This window comes from Microbacterium arborescens, assembly GCF_030369635.1.
Lineage (GTDB): Bacteria > Actinomycetota > Actinomycetes > Actinomycetales > Microbacteriaceae > Microbacterium.
In genome coordinates, this window is the sequence record NZ_CP128474.1 from 3,103,575 (window position 1) to 3,124,431 (window position 20,857).

The 20,857-nt window shown below is 69.8% G+C and carries 18 protein-coding genes and 1 tRNA gene; 9 read left to right on the top strand and 10 right to left on the bottom strand.

Annotation, left to right across the window (positions count from 1 at the left end; all coding sequences use genetic code 11):
• Positions 1-1,154 precede the first annotated feature (1,154 nt).
• Positions 1,155-1,245: transfer RNA gene (locus QUC20_RS14665), tRNA-Ser, on the bottom strand.
• A 71-nt stretch (positions 1,246-1,316) separates the two neighbouring features.
• On the opposite strand from QUC20_RS14665, the gene QUC20_RS14670 reads away from it, so the two are divergent.
• Positions 1,317-2,702 (top strand): MFS transporter, encoded by a 1,386-nt coding sequence (locus tag QUC20_RS14670; protein ID WP_289330349.1) that lies wholly within the window; start codon positions 1,317-1,319, stop codon positions 2,700-2,702.
• A 3-nt stretch (positions 2,703-2,705) separates the two neighbouring features.
• Here the strand turns inward: QUC20_RS14670 and QUC20_RS14675 are convergent, their stop codons facing one another.
• Positions 2,706-3,557, bottom strand: coding sequence for a helix-turn-helix transcriptional regulator (locus QUC20_RS14675; protein WP_289330350.1), 852 nt, complete (start codon positions 3,555-3,557; stop codon positions 2,706-2,708).
• Positions 3,558-3,657: 100 nt separating this feature from the next.
• On the opposite strand from QUC20_RS14675, the gene QUC20_RS14680 reads away from it, so the two are divergent.
• From QUC20_RS14680 to radA, 3 genes are all read left to right on the top strand, one after another.
• On the top strand, positions 3,658-4,437 hold the full coding sequence (locus QUC20_RS14680; RefSeq protein WP_289330351.1) for an SDR family oxidoreductase: 780 nt from the start codon (positions 3,658-3,660) through the stop codon (positions 4,435-4,437).
• Between the two features lie 32 nt (positions 4,438-4,469).
• Positions 4,470-5,426 carry an L-lactate dehydrogenase gene (locus QUC20_RS14685; protein ID WP_289330352.1) on the top strand — a complete coding sequence of 319 codons (957 nt, stop codon included), beginning with the start codon at positions 4,470-4,472 and terminating at the stop codon, positions 5,424-5,426.
• Between the two features lie 119 nt (positions 5,427-5,545).
• Complete coding sequence (radA, locus tag QUC20_RS14690; protein ID WP_120264115.1) at positions 5,546-6,910, top strand: DNA repair protein RadA; 1,365 nt, start codon at positions 5,546-5,548, stop codon at positions 6,908-6,910.
• Between the two features lie 513 nt (positions 6,911-7,423).
• Here the strand turns inward: radA and QUC20_RS14695 are convergent.
• From QUC20_RS14695 to QUC20_RS14705, 3 genes are all read right to left on the bottom strand, one after another.
• A complete protein-coding gene (locus tag QUC20_RS14695) occupies positions 7,424-7,831 on the bottom strand; it encodes a dehydrogenase (RefSeq protein WP_120264114.1) in 408 nt (135 codons plus the stop codon).
• Between the two features lie 251 nt (positions 7,832-8,082).
• Positions 8,083-8,760 (bottom strand): hypothetical protein, encoded by a 678-nt coding sequence (locus QUC20_RS14700; RefSeq protein WP_289330353.1) that lies wholly within the window; start codon positions 8,758-8,760, stop codon positions 8,083-8,085.
• Positions 8,761-8,805: 45 nt separating this feature from the next.
• Positions 8,806-9,249 carry an amino-acid N-acetyltransferase gene (locus QUC20_RS14705; RefSeq protein ID WP_289331529.1) on the bottom strand — a complete coding sequence of 148 codons (444 nt, stop codon included), beginning with the start codon at positions 9,247-9,249 and terminating at the stop codon, positions 8,806-8,808.
• A gap of 137 nt (positions 9,250-9,386) precedes the next feature.
• Between QUC20_RS14705 and QUC20_RS14710 the strand changes: the two genes are divergently transcribed.
• Together QUC20_RS14710 and QUC20_RS14715 are read left to right on the top strand one after the other, a co-directional pair.
• On the top strand, positions 9,387-11,906 hold the full coding sequence (locus tag QUC20_RS14710; RefSeq protein WP_289330354.1) for a circularly permuted type 2 ATP-grasp protein: 2,520 nt from the start codon (positions 9,387-9,389) through the stop codon (positions 11,904-11,906).
• Entirely contained in the window at positions 11,903-12,787 is an 885-nt protein-coding gene (locus QUC20_RS14715; RefSeq protein ID WP_289330355.1) for a transglutaminase family protein, read from the top strand. Before QUC20_RS14710 ends, QUC20_RS14715 begins: the two co-directional genes overlap by 4 nt.
• A 156-nt stretch (positions 12,788-12,943) precedes the next feature.
• On the opposite strand, the gene QUC20_RS14720 is transcribed toward QUC20_RS14715, so the two are convergent.
• The 3 genes from QUC20_RS14720 to QUC20_RS14730 form a co-directional block, all read right to left on the bottom strand.
• Complete coding sequence (locus QUC20_RS14720) at positions 12,944-13,693, bottom strand: gamma-glutamyl-gamma-aminobutyrate hydrolase family protein (protein WP_289330356.1); 750 nt, start codon at positions 13,691-13,693, stop codon at positions 12,944-12,946.
• A gap of 583 nt (positions 13,694-14,276) precedes the next feature.
• A complete protein-coding gene (locus QUC20_RS14725; RefSeq protein ID WP_289330357.1) occupies positions 14,277-14,777 on the bottom strand; it encodes a GNAT family N-acetyltransferase in 501 nt (166 codons plus the stop codon).
• A gap of 148 nt (positions 14,778-14,925) precedes the next feature.
• Positions 14,926-17,451, bottom strand: coding sequence for an ATP-dependent Clp protease ATP-binding subunit (locus QUC20_RS14730; RefSeq protein WP_120264109.1), 2,526 nt, complete (start codon positions 17,449-17,451; stop codon positions 14,926-14,928).
• Between the two features lie 175 nt (positions 17,452-17,626).
• Between QUC20_RS14730 and QUC20_RS14735 the strand changes: the two genes are divergently transcribed.
• From QUC20_RS14735 to QUC20_RS14745, 3 genes are read left to right on the top strand one after another with little or no spacing between them, the layout of a single operon-like run.
• Positions 17,627-18,385, top strand: a complete 759-nt coding sequence (locus QUC20_RS14735; protein WP_120264108.1) for a hypothetical protein — start codon at positions 17,627-17,629, stop codon at positions 18,383-18,385.
• Positions 18,385-18,999, top strand: a complete 615-nt coding sequence (locus tag QUC20_RS14740) for a hypothetical protein (protein ID WP_289330358.1) — start codon at positions 18,385-18,387, stop codon at positions 18,997-18,999. Before QUC20_RS14735 ends, QUC20_RS14740 begins: the two co-directional genes overlap by 1 nt.
• Positions 18,996-19,226, top strand: coding sequence for a helix-turn-helix domain-containing protein (locus QUC20_RS14745; RefSeq protein WP_094260618.1), 231 nt, complete (start codon positions 18,996-18,998; stop codon positions 19,224-19,226). Before QUC20_RS14740 ends, QUC20_RS14745 begins: the two co-directional genes overlap by 4 nt.
• 57 nt (positions 19,227-19,283) lie before the next feature.
• Here the strand turns inward: QUC20_RS14745 and QUC20_RS14750 are convergent, their stop codons facing one another.
• Both QUC20_RS14750 and QUC20_RS14755 read right to left on the bottom strand, forming a co-directional pair.
• Positions 19,284-19,778, bottom strand: a complete 495-nt coding sequence (locus tag QUC20_RS14750; protein WP_120264105.1) for a DUF1269 domain-containing protein — start codon at positions 19,776-19,778, stop codon at positions 19,284-19,286.
• Positions 19,779-19,884: 106 nt separating this feature from the next.
• Positions 19,885-20,772, bottom strand: a complete 888-nt coding sequence (locus tag QUC20_RS14755; protein WP_289330359.1) for an SDR family oxidoreductase — start codon at positions 20,770-20,772, stop codon at positions 19,885-19,887.
• Positions 20,773-20,857: the final 85 nt, after the last annotated feature.

Below are 20,857 nucleotides of genomic sequence, written 5' to 3' on the forward strand. Positions count from 1 at the left end.
TCACTGGTACCCGAGAGCAGATACGGATGGGGCATCTAACCGAGGTCGCGCCGATGCTTGAGGGGCCGCGGAAACTGGCATGGCTTGTCAACGAGTGCCTCGGGAAGGCGCCTGAGGCGCGGCCTTCAGCGGCCAACATAACAGCCCGCCTCGCCCGTGTGGGAACCGACGCTACCTCGCCCGCAGCTCAGGCGCTTGGGCAAGCGCAATCTTCCCTTCTCGCCGAAAGAGCAGAAGCTGAGGCGGCCGCCGCGGTGGCACGGACCGAAGCGGAACGTCGGGAAAACTTGGTTTCGGCGGCGAGGTCGGGCTATGAGGCAGTTATCGAAGAGGTAGTCGAGTTCATCCGTGACAGCGCGCCCGACACAAGTGCGGAACGGCGCGGGGGTGGCGTCGCTCTGACGCTGGGCGGCGCCCAGTTGCGAATCACCCCGCTGCAGCCTGTTGGGTCCTCTGGAGGGACGCTGGATGTCGTTGCAGCTTCGAGCATTGAGCTTTCTGCCAGAGGCAGATCTCGTGGCCACTCGCTCTACTTCGGAGACTTCGACGAGCCTCACCACTACGTCTGGTACGAGATGGGGTTCATGCAGGGTTGGGGCGCAGACTCCGACAACGAACCTAGAGCGCTGCCTGGGCCAGAAGGGCTCTCCATTCTGACCAGCGGCGCGGTTGGTGGCGGCCAACTGGGCTGGGGCATCTCCCCCCTCGATCCGGGCGACCCCGAAGACTTCGTGCAGAGGTGGGCTACCTGGTTCGGGGTGGCAGCGCAAGGCAAGTTTCCGAGGTTGTCCAGTCTCCCGGACGGTCCTACGACGTACCCCCGCCGCCGCTACTGACGGCGCGACCCTACGCACGGGTTCGCGGCGTTCGCCAGAAACGATCGTTATCGGCAGGTAGCCGTTCGCGCACGTCGGTGGCTACCAGGAGCGGTTTCGCAACCTGATTGCGTCAGTCGACACCGAGTCTTCGCGGAAGGCTCGGGACTCCTTTGGCGGGCATCCGACGGGTGAAGTGCCTCATCAGCAAGGGCTCGCTGGCTCGTTCGCCAAAACCAGACCGCCAGGACACTGGTGAGGGCCACGGCCTCAGCTTCAGATGTGCACCAAACCCGTCCCACACATGCAGAAAACCCCCGGATAACCGGGGGTTTTCACTGGCGGTGACGGTGGGATTTGAACCCACGGTAGGGGGTTACCCTACACAACTTTTCGAGAGTTGCACCTTCGGCCGCTCGGACACGTCACCGCCGACCAGCTTACGACATCTCGGGCGATGCCGCGAACCGCGGTGTCCGTGGTCAGGCGTAGCGTGTGTCCGTGACGCGTTCATCGGCCCCGCAGACAGCACTCATCGTGGCGATCGCGTCGCTCGCGTCATCCGTCGCGTTCCTCGACAGCACGATCGTGAACGTCGCCCTGCCCGCGATCGAGCGCGAGCTCGGCGGCGGACTCGCGACGCAGCAATGGGCGGTCGACGCGTACCTGCTGACGCTCTCGTCGCTCATCCTCCTGGCGGGCTCGGTGAGCGACGCCTACGGACGCCTCCTCGTGCTGCGCATCGGGCTGATCGGCTTCGGCGTCGCCTCGGTGGCGGTGGGTCTCGCGCCCGACCCGGTCCTCCTCATCGCCGCGCGCGCCGTCCAGGGCGCGGCGGGAGCGTTCCTCGTGCCGAGCTCGCTCGCCCTCATCACCTCCCTCCTCCAGGGCCACGAGCGCTCGCGCGCCATCGGCCTCTGGACGGCCTTCACCACTGGGGCCTCGCTCATCGGCCCGCTCCTCGGCGGCCTCTTCGTCGATCTGCTCTCGTGGCGCTACGCGTTCCTCATCAACGTCATCCCCGTCGCCGTCACTCTGTGGCTCGTCACGCGTCTCCCCGTTCACGACGAGCGCCGAGCCGACGCGGGTATCGACTGGCTCGGCGCCGCCCTGTGTACCGCGGGCCTGGGTGGCATGGTCTTCGCGCTGATCGAGCAGCCGAACCTCGGCTGGACCTCCCCCGCGATCTGGATGCCGCTGGCCGTCGGAGCCGTGATGTTCGCGGCCTTCCTGCTGCGGCAGCGCACGTCGCGGCATCCGATCCTTCCGCTCGGACTCTTCCGGGTGCGCAACTACTGGACCGGCAACCTCGCGACCCTGTTCGTGTACGCCGCCCTCTCGCTCAACGGCTTCGTCGTCGGTGTCTACCTGCAGGAAGGCGCGGGCCTCAGCGCGACGCTGGCGGGGCTCGCGAGCCTGCCGACCACGGTGCTGCTGATCGCGCTGAGCCCGTGGGCCGGCTCGCTCGCGGAACGCCTCGGCGGACGGCTCTTCATGACGCTCGGCCCGCTCGTCATGGCCGGCGGCGCACTGATGCTGCTCCTGGTCGGCGAGTCCTTCGACTACTGGTGGCAGGTGCTCCCCGGCCTCGTCGTGTTCGGGCTCGGACTCGGCGCGACGGTCTCGCCCCTCACCTCGACGATCCTCGGCGCGATCGACCCCGAACGATCGGGTATCGCCTCGGCCGTGAACAACGCCGTCGCACGGGTGGCGGGCCTCGTGGTGATCGCGTTCCTGGCTCCGATCGTGGGCGGCGCACTCGACCTCGACGGATTCCACCGGGCAGCGATCGTCACCGCGGCACTCATGGCCGCGGGCGGGCTCATCGCCTTCGCCGGCATCCGGAACAGCGCACCCTCAGTTGCGGGCCCGGGCGCGACGAGCTGAAACTCAGACCGGCGAGCGCTCCGAGGCGAGAGGCCCCAGCACCGCCAGCATCCGCAACTTCTCCGCCGCCTCCGACCCGGGCTCGGGGGTGAGCGTGAGGAGCGCCTGCGAACGGTCCTCCGTGAAGAGCACCTGGCAGTCGACCTCGATCTCGCCGACGGCTGGATGCACCACGACCTTGTGATCGGCGAACCGCTCGGCGACCTCCTCGAGATCCCAGAGGTGAGCGAACTCGACGCTGCGTTCGCGCAGGTCGTCGACGAGACGCGCTGCGCGCGATCCGGCGCCACCGCGGCCCGCGACGGCACGCAGATTCGCCACGATCGCCCGGCTCTGCCGATCGTGATCGGATGCCGGATACACCGCCCGCTCGCTGTCGGGATGCACGAACCAGCACCACGCGCCGCTGCGTTCCGGTCCGGTGCGCCGTTCGCGCGGGCCGAAGAGAGCCCGCGCGAGATCGTTCTGCGCGAGCGTCTCATCGAGCTCGGTGATCACGAGCGCCGGGATGTCGTCGAGCCGATCGAGCACCCGCTGCAGGGCCGGCGCCACATGATCGGCCGCACCGGAACGTTCAGGCGGCGTGTGCCCCGCCAGACGGTGCAGGTGATCGCGCTCCGAGCGCGAGAGCCGCAGCGCCCGCGTGAGCGACGCGAGCATCTGGAGACTCGGCTGCGGCCCGCGCTCCTGCTCGAGCCGCGTGTAGTAGTCGACGCTCATCATGGCGAGCTGCGCGACCTCTTCGCGTCGGAGTCCCGTCACCCGCCGGCGCTCCCCGGATGGCAGCCCGACATCCTCCGGACGCAGTCGCTCGCGACGCGCGCGGAGGAATCGGGCAAGAGCAGCGCGGTCCACGCATCCATTCTGACCAGCGCGGCCCGTCCGAACCAGGGACCGCCGCTCCCCCGTTCGGATGTGCCTGGATAGCCGCGCATGCCGCGACGAGAGTCGGGGCATGGACATCACCGGACGCACCATCTTCATCCCCGGCGCAACGAGCGGCATCGGCCGCGCGTTCGCCATCGCCCTCGCCGAGCGCGGCAACACGATCATCGTCGGCGGACGCCGGCGCGAGCTCATCGACGACCTGCGCTCTTCGCACCCCGGCATCGACGGCGTCGAGATCGACACATCGGATGCCGCATCCATCGCCCGCGCGGCCGGAGAGGTGCTCGAGCGGCATCCCGATCTCGACGTGCTCGTCACGATGGCGGGCATCATGAACGCCGAAGACTGGACCTCGCCCGCAGGCTTCGTCGCCAGCGCCGAACGCACCGTCATCACGAATCTGCTGGGTCCCATCCGGCTGATCGGCGCGTTCATCGAGCACCTGCTGGCGCGCCCCGCCGCGACGATCATGACCGTCTCGTCGGGCCTGGCGTTCGCTCCGCTCGCCGCGACGCCGAGCTACAACGCGACGAAGGCCGCGATCCACATGCTGAGCGAATCGCTCCGGCTGCAGTACGCCGACTCGCCGGTGTCGATCGTCGAGCTGGTGCCGCCCGCCGTGCAGACCGATCTCATGCCCGGCCACGCCGAGAACCCGCAGGCTCAGCCGCTCGACGCGTTCGTCGACGAGGTCATGTCGATCCTCGAGCGGGATGCGGACGTGCGCGAGGTGCTCGTCGAGCGCGTCGGGCTCCTGCGCCACGGCGAGGCACGCGGCGACTACCCCGACGTCGTGCGCGCACTCAACGCGAGCGACCCGCACGCCGGGCGGCGAGGGGCCCGGTAGCGACTCTCATTCCCCCCTGCCAGACTGAGGTCATGAGCGCGATCGAGAACTCCAAACTCACCGTCGTCGGCGCGGGCGCCGTCGGTTCGAGCGTCGCCTACGCGGCCCTCATCCGGGGATCCGCCCGCCACGTGGCGCTGTACGACATCGCCACCGAGAAGACCGAGGCCGAGGTGCTCGACCTCGCCCACGGCGCGCAGTTCACCGGATCGAGCGACATCATCGGCGGCTCCGACATCTCGGTCGCCGAGGGCTCGCACGTCGTCGTCATCACCGCGGGAGCGAAGCAGAAGCCGGGTCAGACCCGTACCGAGCTCGCCGGTGTCAATGCGGGAATCATCGCCTCGATGATGCCGAAGCTGCTCGAGGTCGCCCCCAACGCGACCTTCGTGATCGTCACGAACCCGTGCGACGTGCTGACCGTGCTCGCGCAGGAAGCGACCGACCTGCCGCCCGAGCGCATCTTCGCCTCGGGCACGGTGCTCGACACCTCGCGCCTGCGGTGGAAGATCGCCCGCCGCGCCGGCGTCTCGATCTCGAGCGTGCACGCGTACATCGTCGGCGAGCACGGCGACACCGAGTTCCCGCTATGGTCTCACGCCACGATCGGAACGGTGCCGATCCTCGACTGGGTGCCGCTCGACGGCCAGCCCAAGTTCACGAGAGAGGAGATCGATCAGATCGCCATCGATGTCCGCGATGCCGCGTACAAGGTGATCCAGGGCAAGGGCGCGACGAACTACGCCATCGGCCTCTCCAGCGCGCGGGTCGTCGAGGCGATCCTGCGCGACGAGGATGCCGTGCTGCCCGTCTCCACGGTGCTGCGCGACTTCCACGGCGTCGACGGGATGGCCCTGTCGGTGCCCTCGGTCGTCAACCGTCGGGGTGCGTTCCCCGTGCGCGAGATCGCCTTCTCCGACCGTGAGCTCGAACTGTTCCAGCACTCGGCAGCATCCCTCCAGGAAGTCGCGGCCTCCTTGCGCGGCTGAGCCCTTCGCGGCGCCCGGGCAACGCGACATCCGCACCACCGGTCCGACGTTCGTATCGCGTGAGCGCCGTCGAGGCGTTGGTCGGCGGGGATGTCGGAGGTCGCGCCTACCCTGGATCCATGGCCTCTCGACGTCCCGCTCCCACGACGGCCTTCAAGTGCACCGAGTGCGGGTGGACGACCGCGAAGTGGGTCGGTCGCTGCGGTGAGTGTCAGCAGTGGGGCACCGTCGTCGAGGCGGCGACGCAGACCGGCATCACCTCGACCGTGACCGCGGTCAGCCCCGGTGCGGCGCGCGCCGCTCGTCCGATCACCGAGATCGACACCACCGACGCCCCTCGACGATCGAGCGGGGTCGGCGAGTTCGACCGTGTGCTCGGCGGCGGAGTGGTCCCCGGGGCCGCGATCCTGCTCTCGGGCGAGCCCGGCGTCGGCAAGTCGACGCTCCTGCTCGAGGTCGCCGCGCAGTCCGCACGTTCAGGCCGCCGGGTCCTGTACGTGAGCGCGGAGGAATCGCTCGGCCAGGTACGGATCCGCGCAGAGCGGACCGGCGCGCTGCACGACGCGCTCTATCTCGCCAGCGAGACCGACCTCGCCACCGTGCTCGGTCACGTCGACGAGGTGCGCCCCGACCTGCTCATCGTCGACTCGGTACAGACCGTGTCGTCGTCGCTCTCCGACGGGGTCGCCGGTCAGCCGAGCCAGGTACGCGAAGTGGCGTCCACCCTCATCCGCGTCGCGAAAGAGCGCGACCTCCCCGTCCTCATCGTCGGCCACGTCACGAAAGACGGCTCGATCGCCGGCCCGCGGGTGCTCGAGCATCTCGTCGACGTCGTCTGCCAGTTCGAAGGCGACCGCCAGACCTCGTTGCGGTTCGTCCGGGCGTTGAAGAACCGCTTCGGCCCGACCGACGAGGTCGGATGCTTCGACATGACGGGCGACGGCATCGCCGAGGTGCCCGATCCGAGCGCGCTGTTCCTCGGGCACGGCGACCCGGTGCCCGGAACCTGCGTGACGATCGCGCTCGAGGGGCGACGAGCACTGCCGGTCGAGGTCCAAGCGCTGACCCTCAAGACCGGGGCGCCCAATCCCCGCCGGGTCGTGAGCGGCGTCGACAGCGCACGCGTTGCGATGATCCTCGCCGTCCTCGAGAAGCGCGGCGTCGCCGTGACGAGCGACCAGGACGTCTACGTCTCGACCGTGGGCGGCGTGCGCCTCGTCGAGCCAGCTGCAGACCTCGCCATCGCCATCGCCATCGCTGGTGCCGTCGGCGGCAAGGCCGTGTCGCGACAGGTGGCGGCCTTCGGTGAGCTCAGTCTCGCGGGCGAGATCCGCCCGGTCACGCAGTCGAGCCAGCGCCAGTCCGAAGCGAAGCGCATGGGTTACACCGCCGTGGTGGATGCCTCGTCGCGCACGATCGGCGGAGCGATGCGCGATCTGCAGGTGCGTCAGCCCGCGGCATCCGCCGCCGACGTCGGCTTCTGACCCCCCGCCTCGAGCTGCCGAGCCCGGGCCGCCGGGGTCTCACCTGGCAGAACACGCCCCATCGCGCGCGCCGAAGCGGCGCCAACTGCCAACCCAAACCTCGAGGCCCCGGTGTTGGGCTATTCACCTGGCAGAACACGCCCCATCGCGCGCGCCGAAGCGGCGCCAACTGCCAACCCAAACCTCGAGCCTTCGGCGTCGAGTTCTCACCCGGCAGAACACGCCCCATCGCGCGCGCCGAAGCGGCGCGAAGCGCCAACCCAAACCCTGATGCGCCGAGCCAACGCCACTCACTTGGCAGGACGCGCCCTAATGCGAGCGCCGAAGCGGCGCGAACTGCCAATCCAGAGCACGAGAGCCAGAGCCCGGTCTTGGGCTACTCACCTGGCAGAACACGCCCCATCGCGAGCGCCGAAGCGGCGGCAACTGCCAACCCAACCCAACCCAACCCAACCCAACCCAAACCCCAACCCCAACCCCAACCCCAACCCCCCGGCCCCACCAACCCGGCGATCAGGCGTCGAGCGCGGCGATCACGTCCTGCGGGGTGGCCTGCATGGGGTGGGGGCCTGCGATGTCGAAGAACACCGTGGTGATCTCCGCTTCGTGAACCCCGAGGAATGCGCGCAGACCGCCGGGCGACTGCAACGCTACATGCGCGGGCAGCGCTTCGGGCTTGTGCGCCGCATCGCTGAACAGCAGCAGCGCGACGTCACCGGTGTTGGGGTCGCGGTACGTCCAGATCTCACCGACGTCACGCGGGTCATCGCGATCGCCGGGACGCATGAGCGGCACGACGGTCGGGCCGTGCCGCAGCGCGAACGCGAGAGCAGCCATGTCCTGGGTCTGCAGGGCGTCCGCGAGCTGCGGATTGCGGAACTCGGGCAGCGGCTTCTTCACGCCACGCTTCTTTCCAGCCATCACCTCAGCCTAGAGAGAGAAGGGGCCCTCTCGAACTCTTCATTGGGGACTGAGGAAATCGAGAGGGCCCATCGCCCATCCGAGGTGGGGATCCGTCGTCGCGATTCTGGGGGGTTGCGCGACTACTCGCCGCTGGGGACAGCGAGGGTGTTCCTCGAAGAGCTGACTCCAGGTTACGTCCGCACCCCGGCGTCTGTCTCGTCCCGTCGAGTGAGAAAAGTCTCACTCTCCTGCGGGGCCGCGAACGCCGGTCAGCGCAGGACGAACTGGCGCTCCTGCTGCGCCGCCAACCCGCCGATCTCCACGGCGAGATTGAAGTAGCCCGCGGGCGCGGCCGGGCGCTCTCCGTCACAGCTGTCCACCGACGAGCGCGTGCGATCCCACGTGATGGGGGTCACGCTCGACACCGTCTGCCCCGGATCGATCTGCACCACCTGGTCGCTCGACTCGCTCTGGCAGTCGGTCGAGCGCCACCAGACGTCGGGACCGCTCGACACCGTGAGCTTCTGCGTCGCCGTTCCGACGTTGAGCAGACAGGCCTCCGCCCCCGCGTTCGTCAGCGAGATCGACAGCTGCGGCAACTCCCCTGCGCCATAGGAATCCTTGTCCGTGACCGCTGAGACCTGCACCGAGCGCGCCGAGCACGCTTCGACCTCCTCCGCCGTGGCATCCTGCGACGGCGACGGCTCACTCGCGGATGTCGACGGCTCGGGCGCGTCGCCCCCGGCATCGGACGGCGACGACGAGGGCGAGGCCGCGGCATCCGACGACGCGGGCTGAGCCGGACCATCGGATGCGGCGCCCTCCCACGGCCGCCAGAAGGCCAGCACGACGGCGGCGACGATGAGGAGCACGACGAGCAGCAGCGCGAGTCGCCGGCGACGGTAGACCGCGGGCGAATGACGGCGTCGGGGCGGCGTGTCGGTCATGAAGCCAGGGTAGGGCGCGGGCCGGATGCCGCCGGGGCGGCACGCCTAGAGGTGCTTGAGCATCCGGGTGTTGCCCAGGGTGTTCGGCTTGACGTGCGCGAGGTCGAGGAACTCGGCGATGCCCTCGTCGGGGCTTCGCAGCAGCTGCGAGTAGACGTCGGCATCGACGACCTGCTCGCCGATCGCCTCGAAGCCGCGGCGGGCGAAGAAGTCGACCTCGAAGGTGAGGCAGAACAGCCGCGAGAGGCCGAGCTCCCGGGCGTTCTGCTCGAGCCGGTCGACGATCGCGCCGCCCACTCCGCGGTGGAGCCACTCGTCGACGACGATGAGGGTGCGCACCTCTCCGAGGTCCTCCCACATGACGTGGAGGGCGCCGCATCCGACCAGCCGGCCGTCGGCCTCGGCGACGACGAACTCCTGCACCGACTCGAAGAGCACGACGAGGTCTTTGCCGAGCAGGATTCGTCGCTGCACCCAGGGGTCGAGCATCTCGCGGATGCCGCGGACATCGCTCGCCCTCGCGGGGCGGACGACGAAGGCCGGGTCGTCGGAGCTCACACCTCAACGATAGTCCGCGCCGGTAAGGTTACCTCAGCCCGAGATCCCTCCCGCTTTGGAGTGCCGACGTGAGCGTGCTCCGTGACTACGCAGCCGCAGTGTCCCAGCCGACACTGCCTCTGTCGTCGCTCCCCCACGGCCCCGCCGACCTTTCGCGCTACGACGAGGTGGTCGATGCCGACGGCAGCCTCCGCCCCGCCTGGCAGTCACTCGCCGGCCTCGCGCTGGCCTTGACCCCGTCCGAGCTGGCCCGCGTCGAGGGCGAGATCACCCGCTTCCTCGCTGACGACGGTGTGACCTACGTCCGCCCCGACAGCGGCGCCCAGCCGTGGCAGCTCGACCCGGTCCCTTTGGTCGTCGACGCGGCCGCCTGGGCGCGGCTCGAGACGGGCCTCGCGCAGCGCGCCGAGCTGCTGAACGCTGTCCTCACCGACCTCTACGGACGGCAGAGCCTGCTCTCATCGGGAACCATCCCGGCCGCGGCCGTGCTGGGCCACTCGGGATTCCTCCGCCCTCTCGCGCGGTCGACGGCGGCCGACCGGCATCCGCTGCTGCTGTCGGGAACCGACCTCGGACGCGACGCCGACGGCGAATGGCGGGTGCTCGCCGACCGCGTGCAGGCGCCGTCGGGCCTGGGGTTCGCGATGGAGAACCGGCGCGTCATCTCGCAGGTGCTGCCCGACCTGTACCAGCAGAGCGACCCGCACCGCATGGAGCCGTACTTCTCGGCCCTGCACGCGACGCTCGCCGCGTCAGCGCCCGAGGGCGTCGCCGAGCCGCGCGTGGTCGTCCTGACCCCCGGCCCGCACTCCGAGACGGCGTTCGATCAGGCTTTCCTCGCGCGAGGCCTGGGCCTGTCGCTCGTGCAGGGCAGCGACCTCGTCGTGCGTGGCGGCCGGGTGTGGATGAAGCCCACCGGATGGCCGCGCAGAGAACCGACCGAGCAGGTCGACGTCATCCTGCGCCGCGTCGACGCGGAGTGGTGCGATCCGCTCGAGCTGCGCTCCGACTCGCGTCTGGGCGTCGCCGGCCTCACCGAGGCGGTGCGCCGCGGGACGGTGCGGCTCGTGAACGGACTCGGCGCCGGCGTCTTGGAGAACCCCGCCCTGCTGCCCTATCTGCCCGGGGCCTGCGAAGCCCTGCTCGGCGAGCAGCTGCGCCTGCCCGCCGTGCCGACGTGGTGGTGCGGCGACGACGAGGCGCGCGCGGTCGTTCTCGATCGCGTCCGGTCGGAGGATCCCTCCCTCTTCGTGCGGACCCTTGACGGATCACGCCGCGATCTGACAGGACTGGATGCCGCGGCCGTCGCCGCTCGCATCGAGGCCGCACCGCACCGCTACGTCGGGCAGGAGCTGCTGCCCCTCTCGCAGGCCCCCGTCTGGGCCGGCGACGGCGCACGCCCGCGCGCTCTGATCTTCCGGGCCTTCACGCTGCGTCACGGCTCGGCGTACCGCCCCCTCCTCGGCGGACTCGCCACCGTGCGCGAGAGCCCCGATGCGGCGCCGACCACGAAGGACGTCTGGGTGCTGAAGGCCGCTGAGGGCGACGCCGATCAGGGCCTCAACGAGATCGGTCCGCTCCCCGGTGGCCGCAGCGCCCCGAGCATCGCGCCGCGCGCCCTCGACGACATGTTCTGGTCGGGGCGGTACGCCGAGCGGGCGGAGGACCTGCTGCGGCTGGTGCTCACGGCGCAGCAGCAGCTCGACCTGGCCGGCGCCGGTCGTGCCAGCCACACGAGCGCCCGCGTGCTGCGCGACGCCATCAAGCGGCTCGCCGGTCCGGGGCCGGATGCCGCCGACGCCGACTTCCGGTCGCTGCTGCTCGACGCCGCACGGGTTGGCTCGACCGCCCACGCGCTCAGCCGGCTGCGCGACGCGCTCGACGGCGTGCGCGACCAGCTGTCGGGCGACACGTGGCGCGTCTTCGCCGGCATCGAACGGGCCTCCCGCGCCCTGCGGGCATCGCCGCACGCGCACCGCACGGCCGAGTCGGCGGGGCGCATGCTCACCGTCGTCCTGTCGCTGCAGGGCGTGTCGGCCAACATGATGCGCGACACCGGATGGCACTTCATCGAGGCGGGGCGTTTCCTCGAGCGCGCGCTGCAGGTCTGCCACATCCTGCGCGTCGTCGTCGACCGCCGCGACGCGCGGACCGAACGGGCCGTGCTCGAGGCGCTTCTCACCGCATCGGAGAGCATCGTCACGCACCGACGACGGTTCCGTGGCGCGGTGCGCCTGGGCGACGTGCTCGACCTGCTGCTACGCGACCCCGACAACCCCCGGTCGCTGGCGTTCTGCCTCGCCGAGCTGCGGACCCATCTCGCGTCGGCGCCCGCATCGACGGGGTCGACACGGCCCGAGCGTCTGGTCGACGACCTCGAGACCCTCGTCAGCGCGATCGACACCGATGCGCTGGGGGATGCCGTCGACGGCATCCGCTCTCCGCTCGCCGACCTGCTCGACGACCTCACGGCCCAGCTCGAGCAGCTCGGCGACGCGATCGACGAGCTGCACTTCGAGAGCGGCCCGCCCCCGGTCGCGCTGTCGTCGCTGGCCCTCATCGAGGAACTGATGGAGGCCCGCGCGTGAAGCAGTACCGCGTCTGGCATCGCACCGCGTACACGTACAGCGCTCCCGTCGAAGACAGCGTCGGGCAGTTCCACCTGATACCGCGCGAACTGCCCGGGCAGCGGGTGCGCGAGGCGGATGTCGTCGTCTCGCCCGCCCCGGGCGACATGCGGCGCGACTCCGACTACTTCGGCAATTGGTCGACGTACTTCCATGTCACCGCCGCGCACGAGGCGCTGTCGATCGAGGCCTCCAGCCAGGTCATCGTCACCGCTCCGGAGTACGACCCGGCGGCACTCGCCCTGCCCTGGGAGGCGGCCCGGCCGCTGCGGCATCCCGACCAGGAGGGGGCGTGGCGCGCCGCCGAGTTCGCTCTCCCCTCGCCGCGCGTCGCGCAGTCCGAGGCCACCGCCGCCTACGGCGCGGTCTCGCTCACCCCGGGACGCCCGATCGGCGAAGCCGCGAGCGACTTGATGCACCGGATCTACACCGACTTCGACTACGACAGCACGGCGACGACGGTCACGAGCACCGTCGCCGACGCGCTGGAGAAGCGGGCCGGCGTCTGCCAGGATTTCGCCCACGTCGCCCTCGCATGCCTTCGCTCGCACGGTGTCGCGGCGCGCTACGTGTCGGGGTACCTCGCGACGCAGCCGCCGCCCGGCAAGGAGCGCGTCTTCGGCGCCGACGCCTCGCACGCCTGGCTCGCGGTGTGGCTTCCGGGCACCGACCAGTGGCTCGCGATCGATCCGACGAACGACCAGTGGGCGAACGACCGGTACGTCACCGTCGCATGGGGCAGGGACTACGGCGACGTCTCGCCCGTGAAGGGCATCATCTTCACCGAGGCGAAGACCTCGACCCTGCGCGTCTCGGTCGACGTCGCCCCTCTCGAACCCTGACCCCGACGGCATCCGGGTGTCCCTCTGCGAGCGCGGATGCAAGAGATCCGAGTCGACACGCCGGGCCGAGGCATCCGGGGTCGGGGTGTCGGCCACGAACGCTTGCATTCGCGCACGGCCAGCGCAACAAGGACGAGCCAGGGATGCCGGGGGGGGTCAGCGACCCGCGGCGTACTCTGTCGCCGCGGCGACCAGGCCGAGGAACAGCCGGCGGTCGGCGGCGTCCTCCTCGGGGTGCCACTGCACCGCGACGAGGAAGTCGGAGCCGGGCGACTCGATCGCCTGCGGCAGACCTTCGCCGCTGCGGGCCGACACGACGAGGTCCCCGCCGAGCCGGTCGATGCCCTGGTGGTGGTAGCTGCTCACGGTGAGCGAGCCTGTCCCCACGAGCTCCGACAACATCGTCCCGGCTGAGACCGCGACATCGTTCCGCGCGAAGACGCCGCTCCCGAGCTGGTATCGGTCGGTGCCCAGCACGTCCGGAAGGTGCTGGTGGAGGGTGCCGCCCGCATCGACGTTGATGAGCTGCAGACCGCGGCAGATGCCCAGAACCGGGATGCCACGCTCACGGGCACCGCGCAGCAGGGCGAGCTCCCAGTCGTCGCGATCCGGCCGGGCCGGATCCGTCAGCGGATGCCGCTCGGCCCCGTACAGCTCGGGCTGCACATCGAGGCCGCCCGTGAGCACGAGCCCGTCGATCCGGTCGAGCACGACATCGGCGGCAGGCACGGGTGCCGGCTGCGGCGGAAGCAGGATGGCGGCACCGCCCGAGGCCGTCACGCCGTCGAAGTACTGCTGCGGCAGGAAGCTCGCCCGCACGTCCCACACCCCCTGACGGGCGCGCTCGAGGTAGGTCGTCAAGCCGATGACGGGCCGGGGCGCCGTCGTGGCGTTTTCGCTGCTCACGCGCCGATCGTAGAGCCGCTGTGTTTCGCGCCGGTCACACACCGACGCCGCGCTCGGCGCAGCCTTGCGCAGCCGGGCGCCGCCGGGCGCCGCCGGGCGCGGGGATCTCGGCACGACGCGTCCCGTCGACAGGCTGGGCCCGCCCGAAGCGACGATCGCGGCGGTGCCGGCCATGCTCAGCCTGTTGGCGGCACGCCGCACCCGCGATCGGTAGACGTCCCCACGCAGAACCGTGCCCCAGTAGGCCCAGAACCGGGCCTGGGCCAAGCTTCACGCCCCCGGGCACAGCCCACAGCCCCAGCCACAGCCCCAGCCCCAGCCCCAGCCACAGCCACAGCCACAGCCACAGCCCCAGTCCGAGTCCGAGTCCGACTCCGAGTCCGAGCCCGAGCCCGAGCCCGAGTCCGACTCTGGCCCCGAGTCCGTCCCCGGTCAGTCGCGTTGAACCCGCGCGACGCGTCCCGTCCGCAGGCTGAGCACATACACATCGGCTGGAAGAGCGACCCCTACCGCGCTCAGCCTGTCGACGGCACGCAGACCGGGCACGAAGGCAAGGAGGGGTTGACGCACCGACGCGGAAAGATCAGTCCAGGGCTCGGCGCAGGCAGACCAGCCGCTCGCGCGATTCCCACGAAGGCTCGACGGTGAACCCCCGCGACCGATAGAGGGCGAGCGCGTCGGAGCGCCAGTCCCAGACCGACAGCCGCAGCCCGTCGGCTTCCGCTCGCTCGGCATGCTCACTCGCGTATGTCACGAGAGCCGCCGCGACTCCCCGTCGACGTCCGGCGGGCGCGACCCACAGCCGCTTCAGCTCTACGTCGCGGCCCGAGGGCTGAAGCACCACCACGCCGACCGCCCCGACGTCGTCCTCGGCGACGGCGACAGCAGCCCCCGCGAACGCCTCGGCAGGGTCGTCGACCTCGACCCGATACCTCGCGGGCAGCGCGGCACCCGCCACCCCACCCGCTGTCACTCCACCCGCCGTGACCCCACCCGCCGTGACCCCGTGCAGAGCCTTTTCGTGTTCCGTCTGCAGGTGGTAGTCGCGAAGCAGCCCGGAGACGGCCACCCAAACGGGATCCATCCTGTCGACGGCACGGACAGCGACAGCAAACGGCTGCATCCCACCATTCTCCGCCGCCAGCCGGGGCAGCTCCCGCCCCGAAAACGCCGGAGGGGCGGATGCCGCAGCATCCGCCCCTCCGTGCGATTCGTCGCTCGCGCGACCTCGGTCAGTCGCCGCTGGCGGCGATGTCGGGAGTCGCAGCGATCTCGCCGGCAGCGCCGACGCCGATCGCCACCTTGTCCTCACGCGGAGCCGTCTCGAAGACGAACTTCGTGCCCTCGGTGTCGACCTTCACGTGGTCGCCAGGGTTGAGCTCGCCGTGCAGGATCTTCTCGCTGAGCTGGTCCTCGACCTCGCGCTGCATCGCACGACGCAGCGGACGAGCACCGAGCGTCGGGTCGAAACCGATCTCGATGAGGCGGTCCTTCGCGGCGTCGGAGAGCTCCACCGTCATGTCGCGGTCGAGCAGGCGCTCGCTCAGACGCTTGGTGAACAGGCCGACGATCTGGCGCAGCTCGGCCTTGTTCAGCTGCGGGAAGACGATGACATCGTCGACGCGGTTGAGGAACTCGGGCTTGAAGTGCCGCTTGAGCTCTTCGTCGACCTTGCCCTTCATCCGCTCGTAGCTGGTCTGCGCGTTGCCCTCGACCTGGAACCCGACCGGTCCACCGGCGATCGCCGACGAGCCGAGGTTCGTCGTCATGATGATCACGGTGTTCTTGAAGTCGACCACGCGACCCTGACCGTCCGTCAGGCGCCCTTCTTCGAGGATCTGCAGCAGCGAGTTGAAGATGTCGGGGTGGGCCTTCTCGATCTCGTCGAACAGCACGACGGAGAACGGCTTGCGACGAACCTTCTCGGTGAGCTGACCGCCCTCTTCGAATCCGACGAATCCGGGAGGGGCACCGAACAGACGCGAGACGGTGTGCTTCTCGCCGTACTCCGACATGTCGAGCGAGATCAGCGCGCCCTCGTCATCGAACAAGAACTCGGCGAGCGCCTTGGCGAGCTCCGTCTTTCCGACGCCGGTGGGGCCGGCGAAGATGAACGAGCCCGAGGGGCGCTTCGGGTCCTTCAGGCCGGCACGCTGACGACGGATCGTGCGGGAGAGGGCCGCGATGGCCTCTTCCTGCCCGACGACGCGCTGGTGCAGCGCCTTCTCCATGAAGACGAGACGGCTGGTCTCCTCCTCGGTGAGCTTGAACACCGGGATGCCGGTGGCCTGGGCGAGCACTTCGGCGATGAGCCCCTCGTCGACGACGGCGTGGCTGGCCACGTCGCCCGAGCGCCACTGCTTCTCGAGGCGCAGGCGCTCGGCGAGCAGCGACTTCTCCTCGTCACGCAGCGATGCGGCCTTCTCGAAGTCCTGCTCCTCGCTCGCGCGCTCCTTGTCCTCGCGGACCTTGGCGATCTTCTCGTCGAATTCGCGCAGCTCGGGCGGCGACGACAGGATCGACAGGCGCAGGCGGGCGCCGGCCTCGTCGATCAGGTCGATGGCCTTGTCGGGCAGGAAGCGGTCGCTGACGTACCGGTCGGCCAGGTTCGCCGCGGCGACGAGCGCGCCATCGGTGATCTGCACCTTGTGGTGCGCCTCGTAGCGGTCGCGCAGCCCCTTCAGGATGTTGATCGCGTGAGGGATGCTGGGCTCGCCGACCTGGATCGGCTGGAACCGGCGCTCGAGCGCGGCATCCTTCTCGAAGTGCTTGCGGTACTCGTCGAGCGTCGTGGCACCGATCGTCTGGAGCTCGCCGCGGGCGAGCAGCGGCTTGAGGATCGACGCGGCGTCGATCGCGCCCTCTGCCGCACCGGCACCGACGAGCGAGTGGATCTCGTCGATGAAGACGATGATGTCGCCGCGGGTGCGAATCTCCTTGGTGACCTTCTTCAGACGTTCCTCGAAGTCACCGCGGTAGCGGGAACCGGCGATGAGCGAGCCGAGGTCGAGCGAGTAGACCTGCTTGTCCTTGAGCGTCTCGGGCACATCGCCCTTGACGATGGCCTGCGCCAGGCCTTCCACGACGGCGGTCTTGCCGACGCCGGGCTCGCCGATCAGCACCGGGTTGTTCTTGGAGCGACGCGAGAGGATCTGCATGACCCGCTCGATCTCCTTCTCGCGACCGATCACGGGGTCGAGCTTGTTGTCGCGCGCGGCCTGGGTGAGGTTGCGCCCGAACTGGTCGAGCACAGCCGAGCCGCCCTGCGGCGCCTGGGTCTGCTCGCCCGCGCCGACGGTCGCGCCGGCGGGCTCCTTGCCCTGGTAGCCGCTGAGCAGCTGGATGACCTGCTGACGCACCTTGTTCAGGTCGGCGCCGAGCTTGACGAGCACCTGAGCGGCCACTCCCTCGCCCTCACGGATGAGGCCGAGGAGGATGTGCTCGGTGCCGATGTAGTTGTGTCCGAGCTGCAGCGCTTCGCGCAGCGACAGCTCGAGGACCTTCTTGGCACGCGGCGTGAACGGGATGTGACCGGTCGGCTGCTGCTGGCCCTGACCGATGATGTCCTGTACCTGCTCGCGCACGGCGTCGAGGGAGATGCCCAGGCTCTCGAGGGCCTTGGCCGCGACGCCTTCACCCTCGTGGATCAGACCCAGGAGGATGTGCTCGGTCCCGATGTAGTTGTGGTTGAGCATCTTCGCCTCTTCTTGGGCGAGCACGACCACGCGACGGGCACGATCCGTGAATCTCTCGAACATCGTCAGCCTCCTCTGAGCGCCGGGACTCCGGGCGCTTACGAAAGAGATTAACCAGGCAGGGATACGGGTATGCCCGTGTTCGCCGTCGGCATAGCGTTACGCGGGGTTGCGCTCGGTCGCCTCGGACCATATCGTTTCTCGATAACAACGACTATCGATATGGAGCGTCGAGAGCATGCTGGTCTTGTGGAACATCGGCCCGATCGTGGCGATCGCGGTGGTGATCGTCGTGGCAGCCACCGTGTTCGGTGTCGCCGCGGCCCGCGCCCGTCGCCGTGGCGACCCTTCTCCCGTCGTGAGCCTTGCGCTCACCCTGTCTGCCGCCTGGGCGGCATTCGGTCTACTCGGGGCGGTCATCTCGGTGATTCAGAACCTCGCGGCAGACGCGCCTCGCATGAGCGTCCCGGTGGCGCAGTTCTGGCCCGACCTGCTCCCGGGCGTCGTGATCGACGCGGGCCCAACGGCCGAGGTCGCCGGCGGCGGCTTCATGGTCGCCGAGGTCGACGTCGCGGGGATCAGCCCGCTCGCACGCGGGCTCTGGACCGCTGGGCAGGCGTTGTGGACGCTCATCCCCACCGCGATCGCGGCACTCATCGCCGTCGCGTGCTTCCAGCTGCTCGCCGGGCGCGCCTTCGATCGCATCATCGTGCGCGTGACCATGGCGACCGCCGTCATCGTCGCCGCCGGCGGGACGGCCGCGCAGCTGCTCTCCGACATCGCCGGCAGCATGGCGTCGCAGGAACTGTTCGCCCGGGGAAGTGCGCAGTGGACCGAGATCCCCGGAATCGATGATCCGTTCGCGTGGTGGCCGGAAGCGACACTCAACGTCACCCTCCCGTTCTGGCCCATCGCCGCAGGCCTCGGCCTCGCCGCCCTCGCGGCAGTGTTCCGGTACGGCTCACGACTCCAACGCGACACGGAAGGACTGGTGTGATGACCCTCACCCGCGGACCCCGCTCGGATGCCGCCGACGCGATCACGGTCCTCCTGCTCGGCATCGGCGCCGCGATCACCGTCGTCCTCTCGGTCGTCGCACGGTTCCTCGACGTCTTCCGCGACGCGGGCGTCGCATGGCGGATCGACATCGACGACGAGCCGTTCTCCGCCTCCGTCGGGTCGGGCACGGGGTACGTCGACAGCGTCGTGCAGAACGCACTCGTCATCGCGCCCGAGGTCGACGGCGGCACGGCGGCCGCGCTCGCGGGCTCGATCGTGGTGTGGGGCATCACGTGCCTCGCCGTGATCCTCGCGGTGATGTACGTCGCACGCAGCTTCCTGCGCGGCCGGTTCTTCGTCCCGGCGACCGCTCGGGCCTTCGACGTCATCGGGTGGGCGCTCGTCGGAGGAGGATTCGTCGTGCTCATCCTCGAGAACATCGGGCGTAACGGCGTCCTCAGCGCTCTGGGCGTCGGCGAGGGCGAGCCGCTGCACTTCCTCGACTTCTGGGGATGGGCACCGGTGTGGGCGGTCGGCGTGACGGTCGGCCTCATCGCGGTCGCATTCCGACGCGGCGTGCGTCTGCAGCGCGACACGGACGGCCTGGTGTGAGCCCCGCAGACGAGGAAGGTCCGAGCGGCGTCCATTGCCGCCTCGACGAGCTGCTCGCCGAGCGCGGGATGACCCTCACGCGCCTGTCCGAGATCGTCGGCGTCTCCGTGGTGAATCTCTCGGTACTCAAGAACGACCGAGCCCGCGCCATCCGCTATTCGACGCTCTCTGCGATCTGCCGGGCGCTGGATTGCGAGATCGGCGACCTGCTCGTGCGGGCCGACTGACGACGGAAGGGTCGGGGTGCGGCGAACGACACCCCGACCCGAACGCGCCCCGGACTACTACCGCGCGCCGCTGAGGTCGTGGATGAGCTCCCGCTCGTCCTTCTCCGAGAGCGAAGTCTGCACGACGGTGCCGTTGTACCCGGCGAGGGCGGACGCGAACTTGTCCGTCGTGATCTTGGTCGCGTAGAGCACGACGGCCGATTTTCCGGCGGAGACCGCCGATTTCACACGGTCGCGGAATTCGGCATCCAGATTCGTCTTGTCGAGTCCGGCGAAGAGGGCCCCGAACAATCCTCCGAAGACGAGCCCGGCGATCGGGACGAAGAAGAGGATGCCGATGAGGGCGCCGAACAGCGCCCCGCCCGCGGCACCCGCACCGACCTTGCCGACGACGCCCGGATACTCGACCTTCGTCTTGCCCTCGTCGTCGACCTTGACCAGTGCCAGCCCGGCGAGCTCGACCACGAGGTCGTTCTGGAGGACTTGGATTTCGTTGTACGCGGCCTCGGCGTCCGCTTCGCTGTCGAATGCAATCACGATCAAATCGGCCATGAAACCCCTCATTTCGTGTCGTATGTCTCGTCGAGGCCGACGGTATCCCGGCATGTGATGAGCGACAAGGGGGGCCGACGACGCCCGCCTCCCGCTGGACCGCCGGTCAGCTGAGGCTGAAACCGCCGTCGCTCGTGAGCACCTGACCGACGAGCCACGACCCCGACGGGCTACAGAGCCATCCGATCAGCTCAGCGGGGTCCTGGGGCCGCCCGACCCGACCGAACGCCGTCGTCGCCAACCAGTCGTCGAGATCGTCGAGCGAGCGGTCGGTCGTGTCGGGGTCGAGGTAGCCGGTGTTCACCGGTCCGGGATTGACGGTGTTGAGGATGACGCCGAGCTCGAGCAGCTCCGCGGCCACCGTTCTCGTGACACCGGCGAGCGCGGCCTTGCTCGTCGCGTAGGCCACTTCGCCGACCATGGGTCCGTGGATCTGCCCGGACGTCATCCACACGACGTGCCCCTGCGGCGCGTCGTAGGGCTTCGCGCCGGCGATCCGGTCGCCCGGCCGGCGAGGCGTCTCGGAAGCAGGAGGCTCGGCGAAGCGCCGGGCGAATGCCGCGGTGAGAAGGAGCGTCGCCCGGGTGTTGACGTCCCAGAACGCGTCGAGGCGCTCGGGCGTCATATCGAGGATGCTGCCGTCGTCGCCGCTCTTGGCGTGGTTGCAGACGAGGATGTCGAGCCCGCCGGTGAGCGCCGCGGCCTCGTCGATCAGGTCGTCCGCCGCCGTCGCCGCGCTCAGATCCCCGGCGATGTCGGCGAAGCCCGCATCGCCCACGAGGTGGGAGCGGATGCCGGCTCGCACGGCGTCGAGGTCGTCGCCGCCCCACGGCAGGTCGAGATCATGGGGCCGGTGGTGGTGGACGACGACGCTCGCGCCGAGTCCGGCGAGTGTCGTCGCGACGGCGAAGCCGATGCCGCGGCGGCGCGAGACGCCCGTGACGAGGGCGGTCTTACCGCTCAGCGGAAGGGCAGAGGGAGAGGAAGCGTGCATGGGTGGGCCTTTCGATCGCGTCGTCGTCGACGCGCGGATGGGGATCGGAGGCGGTTCACCGGCATTGCATGCGACACAGCCTAAC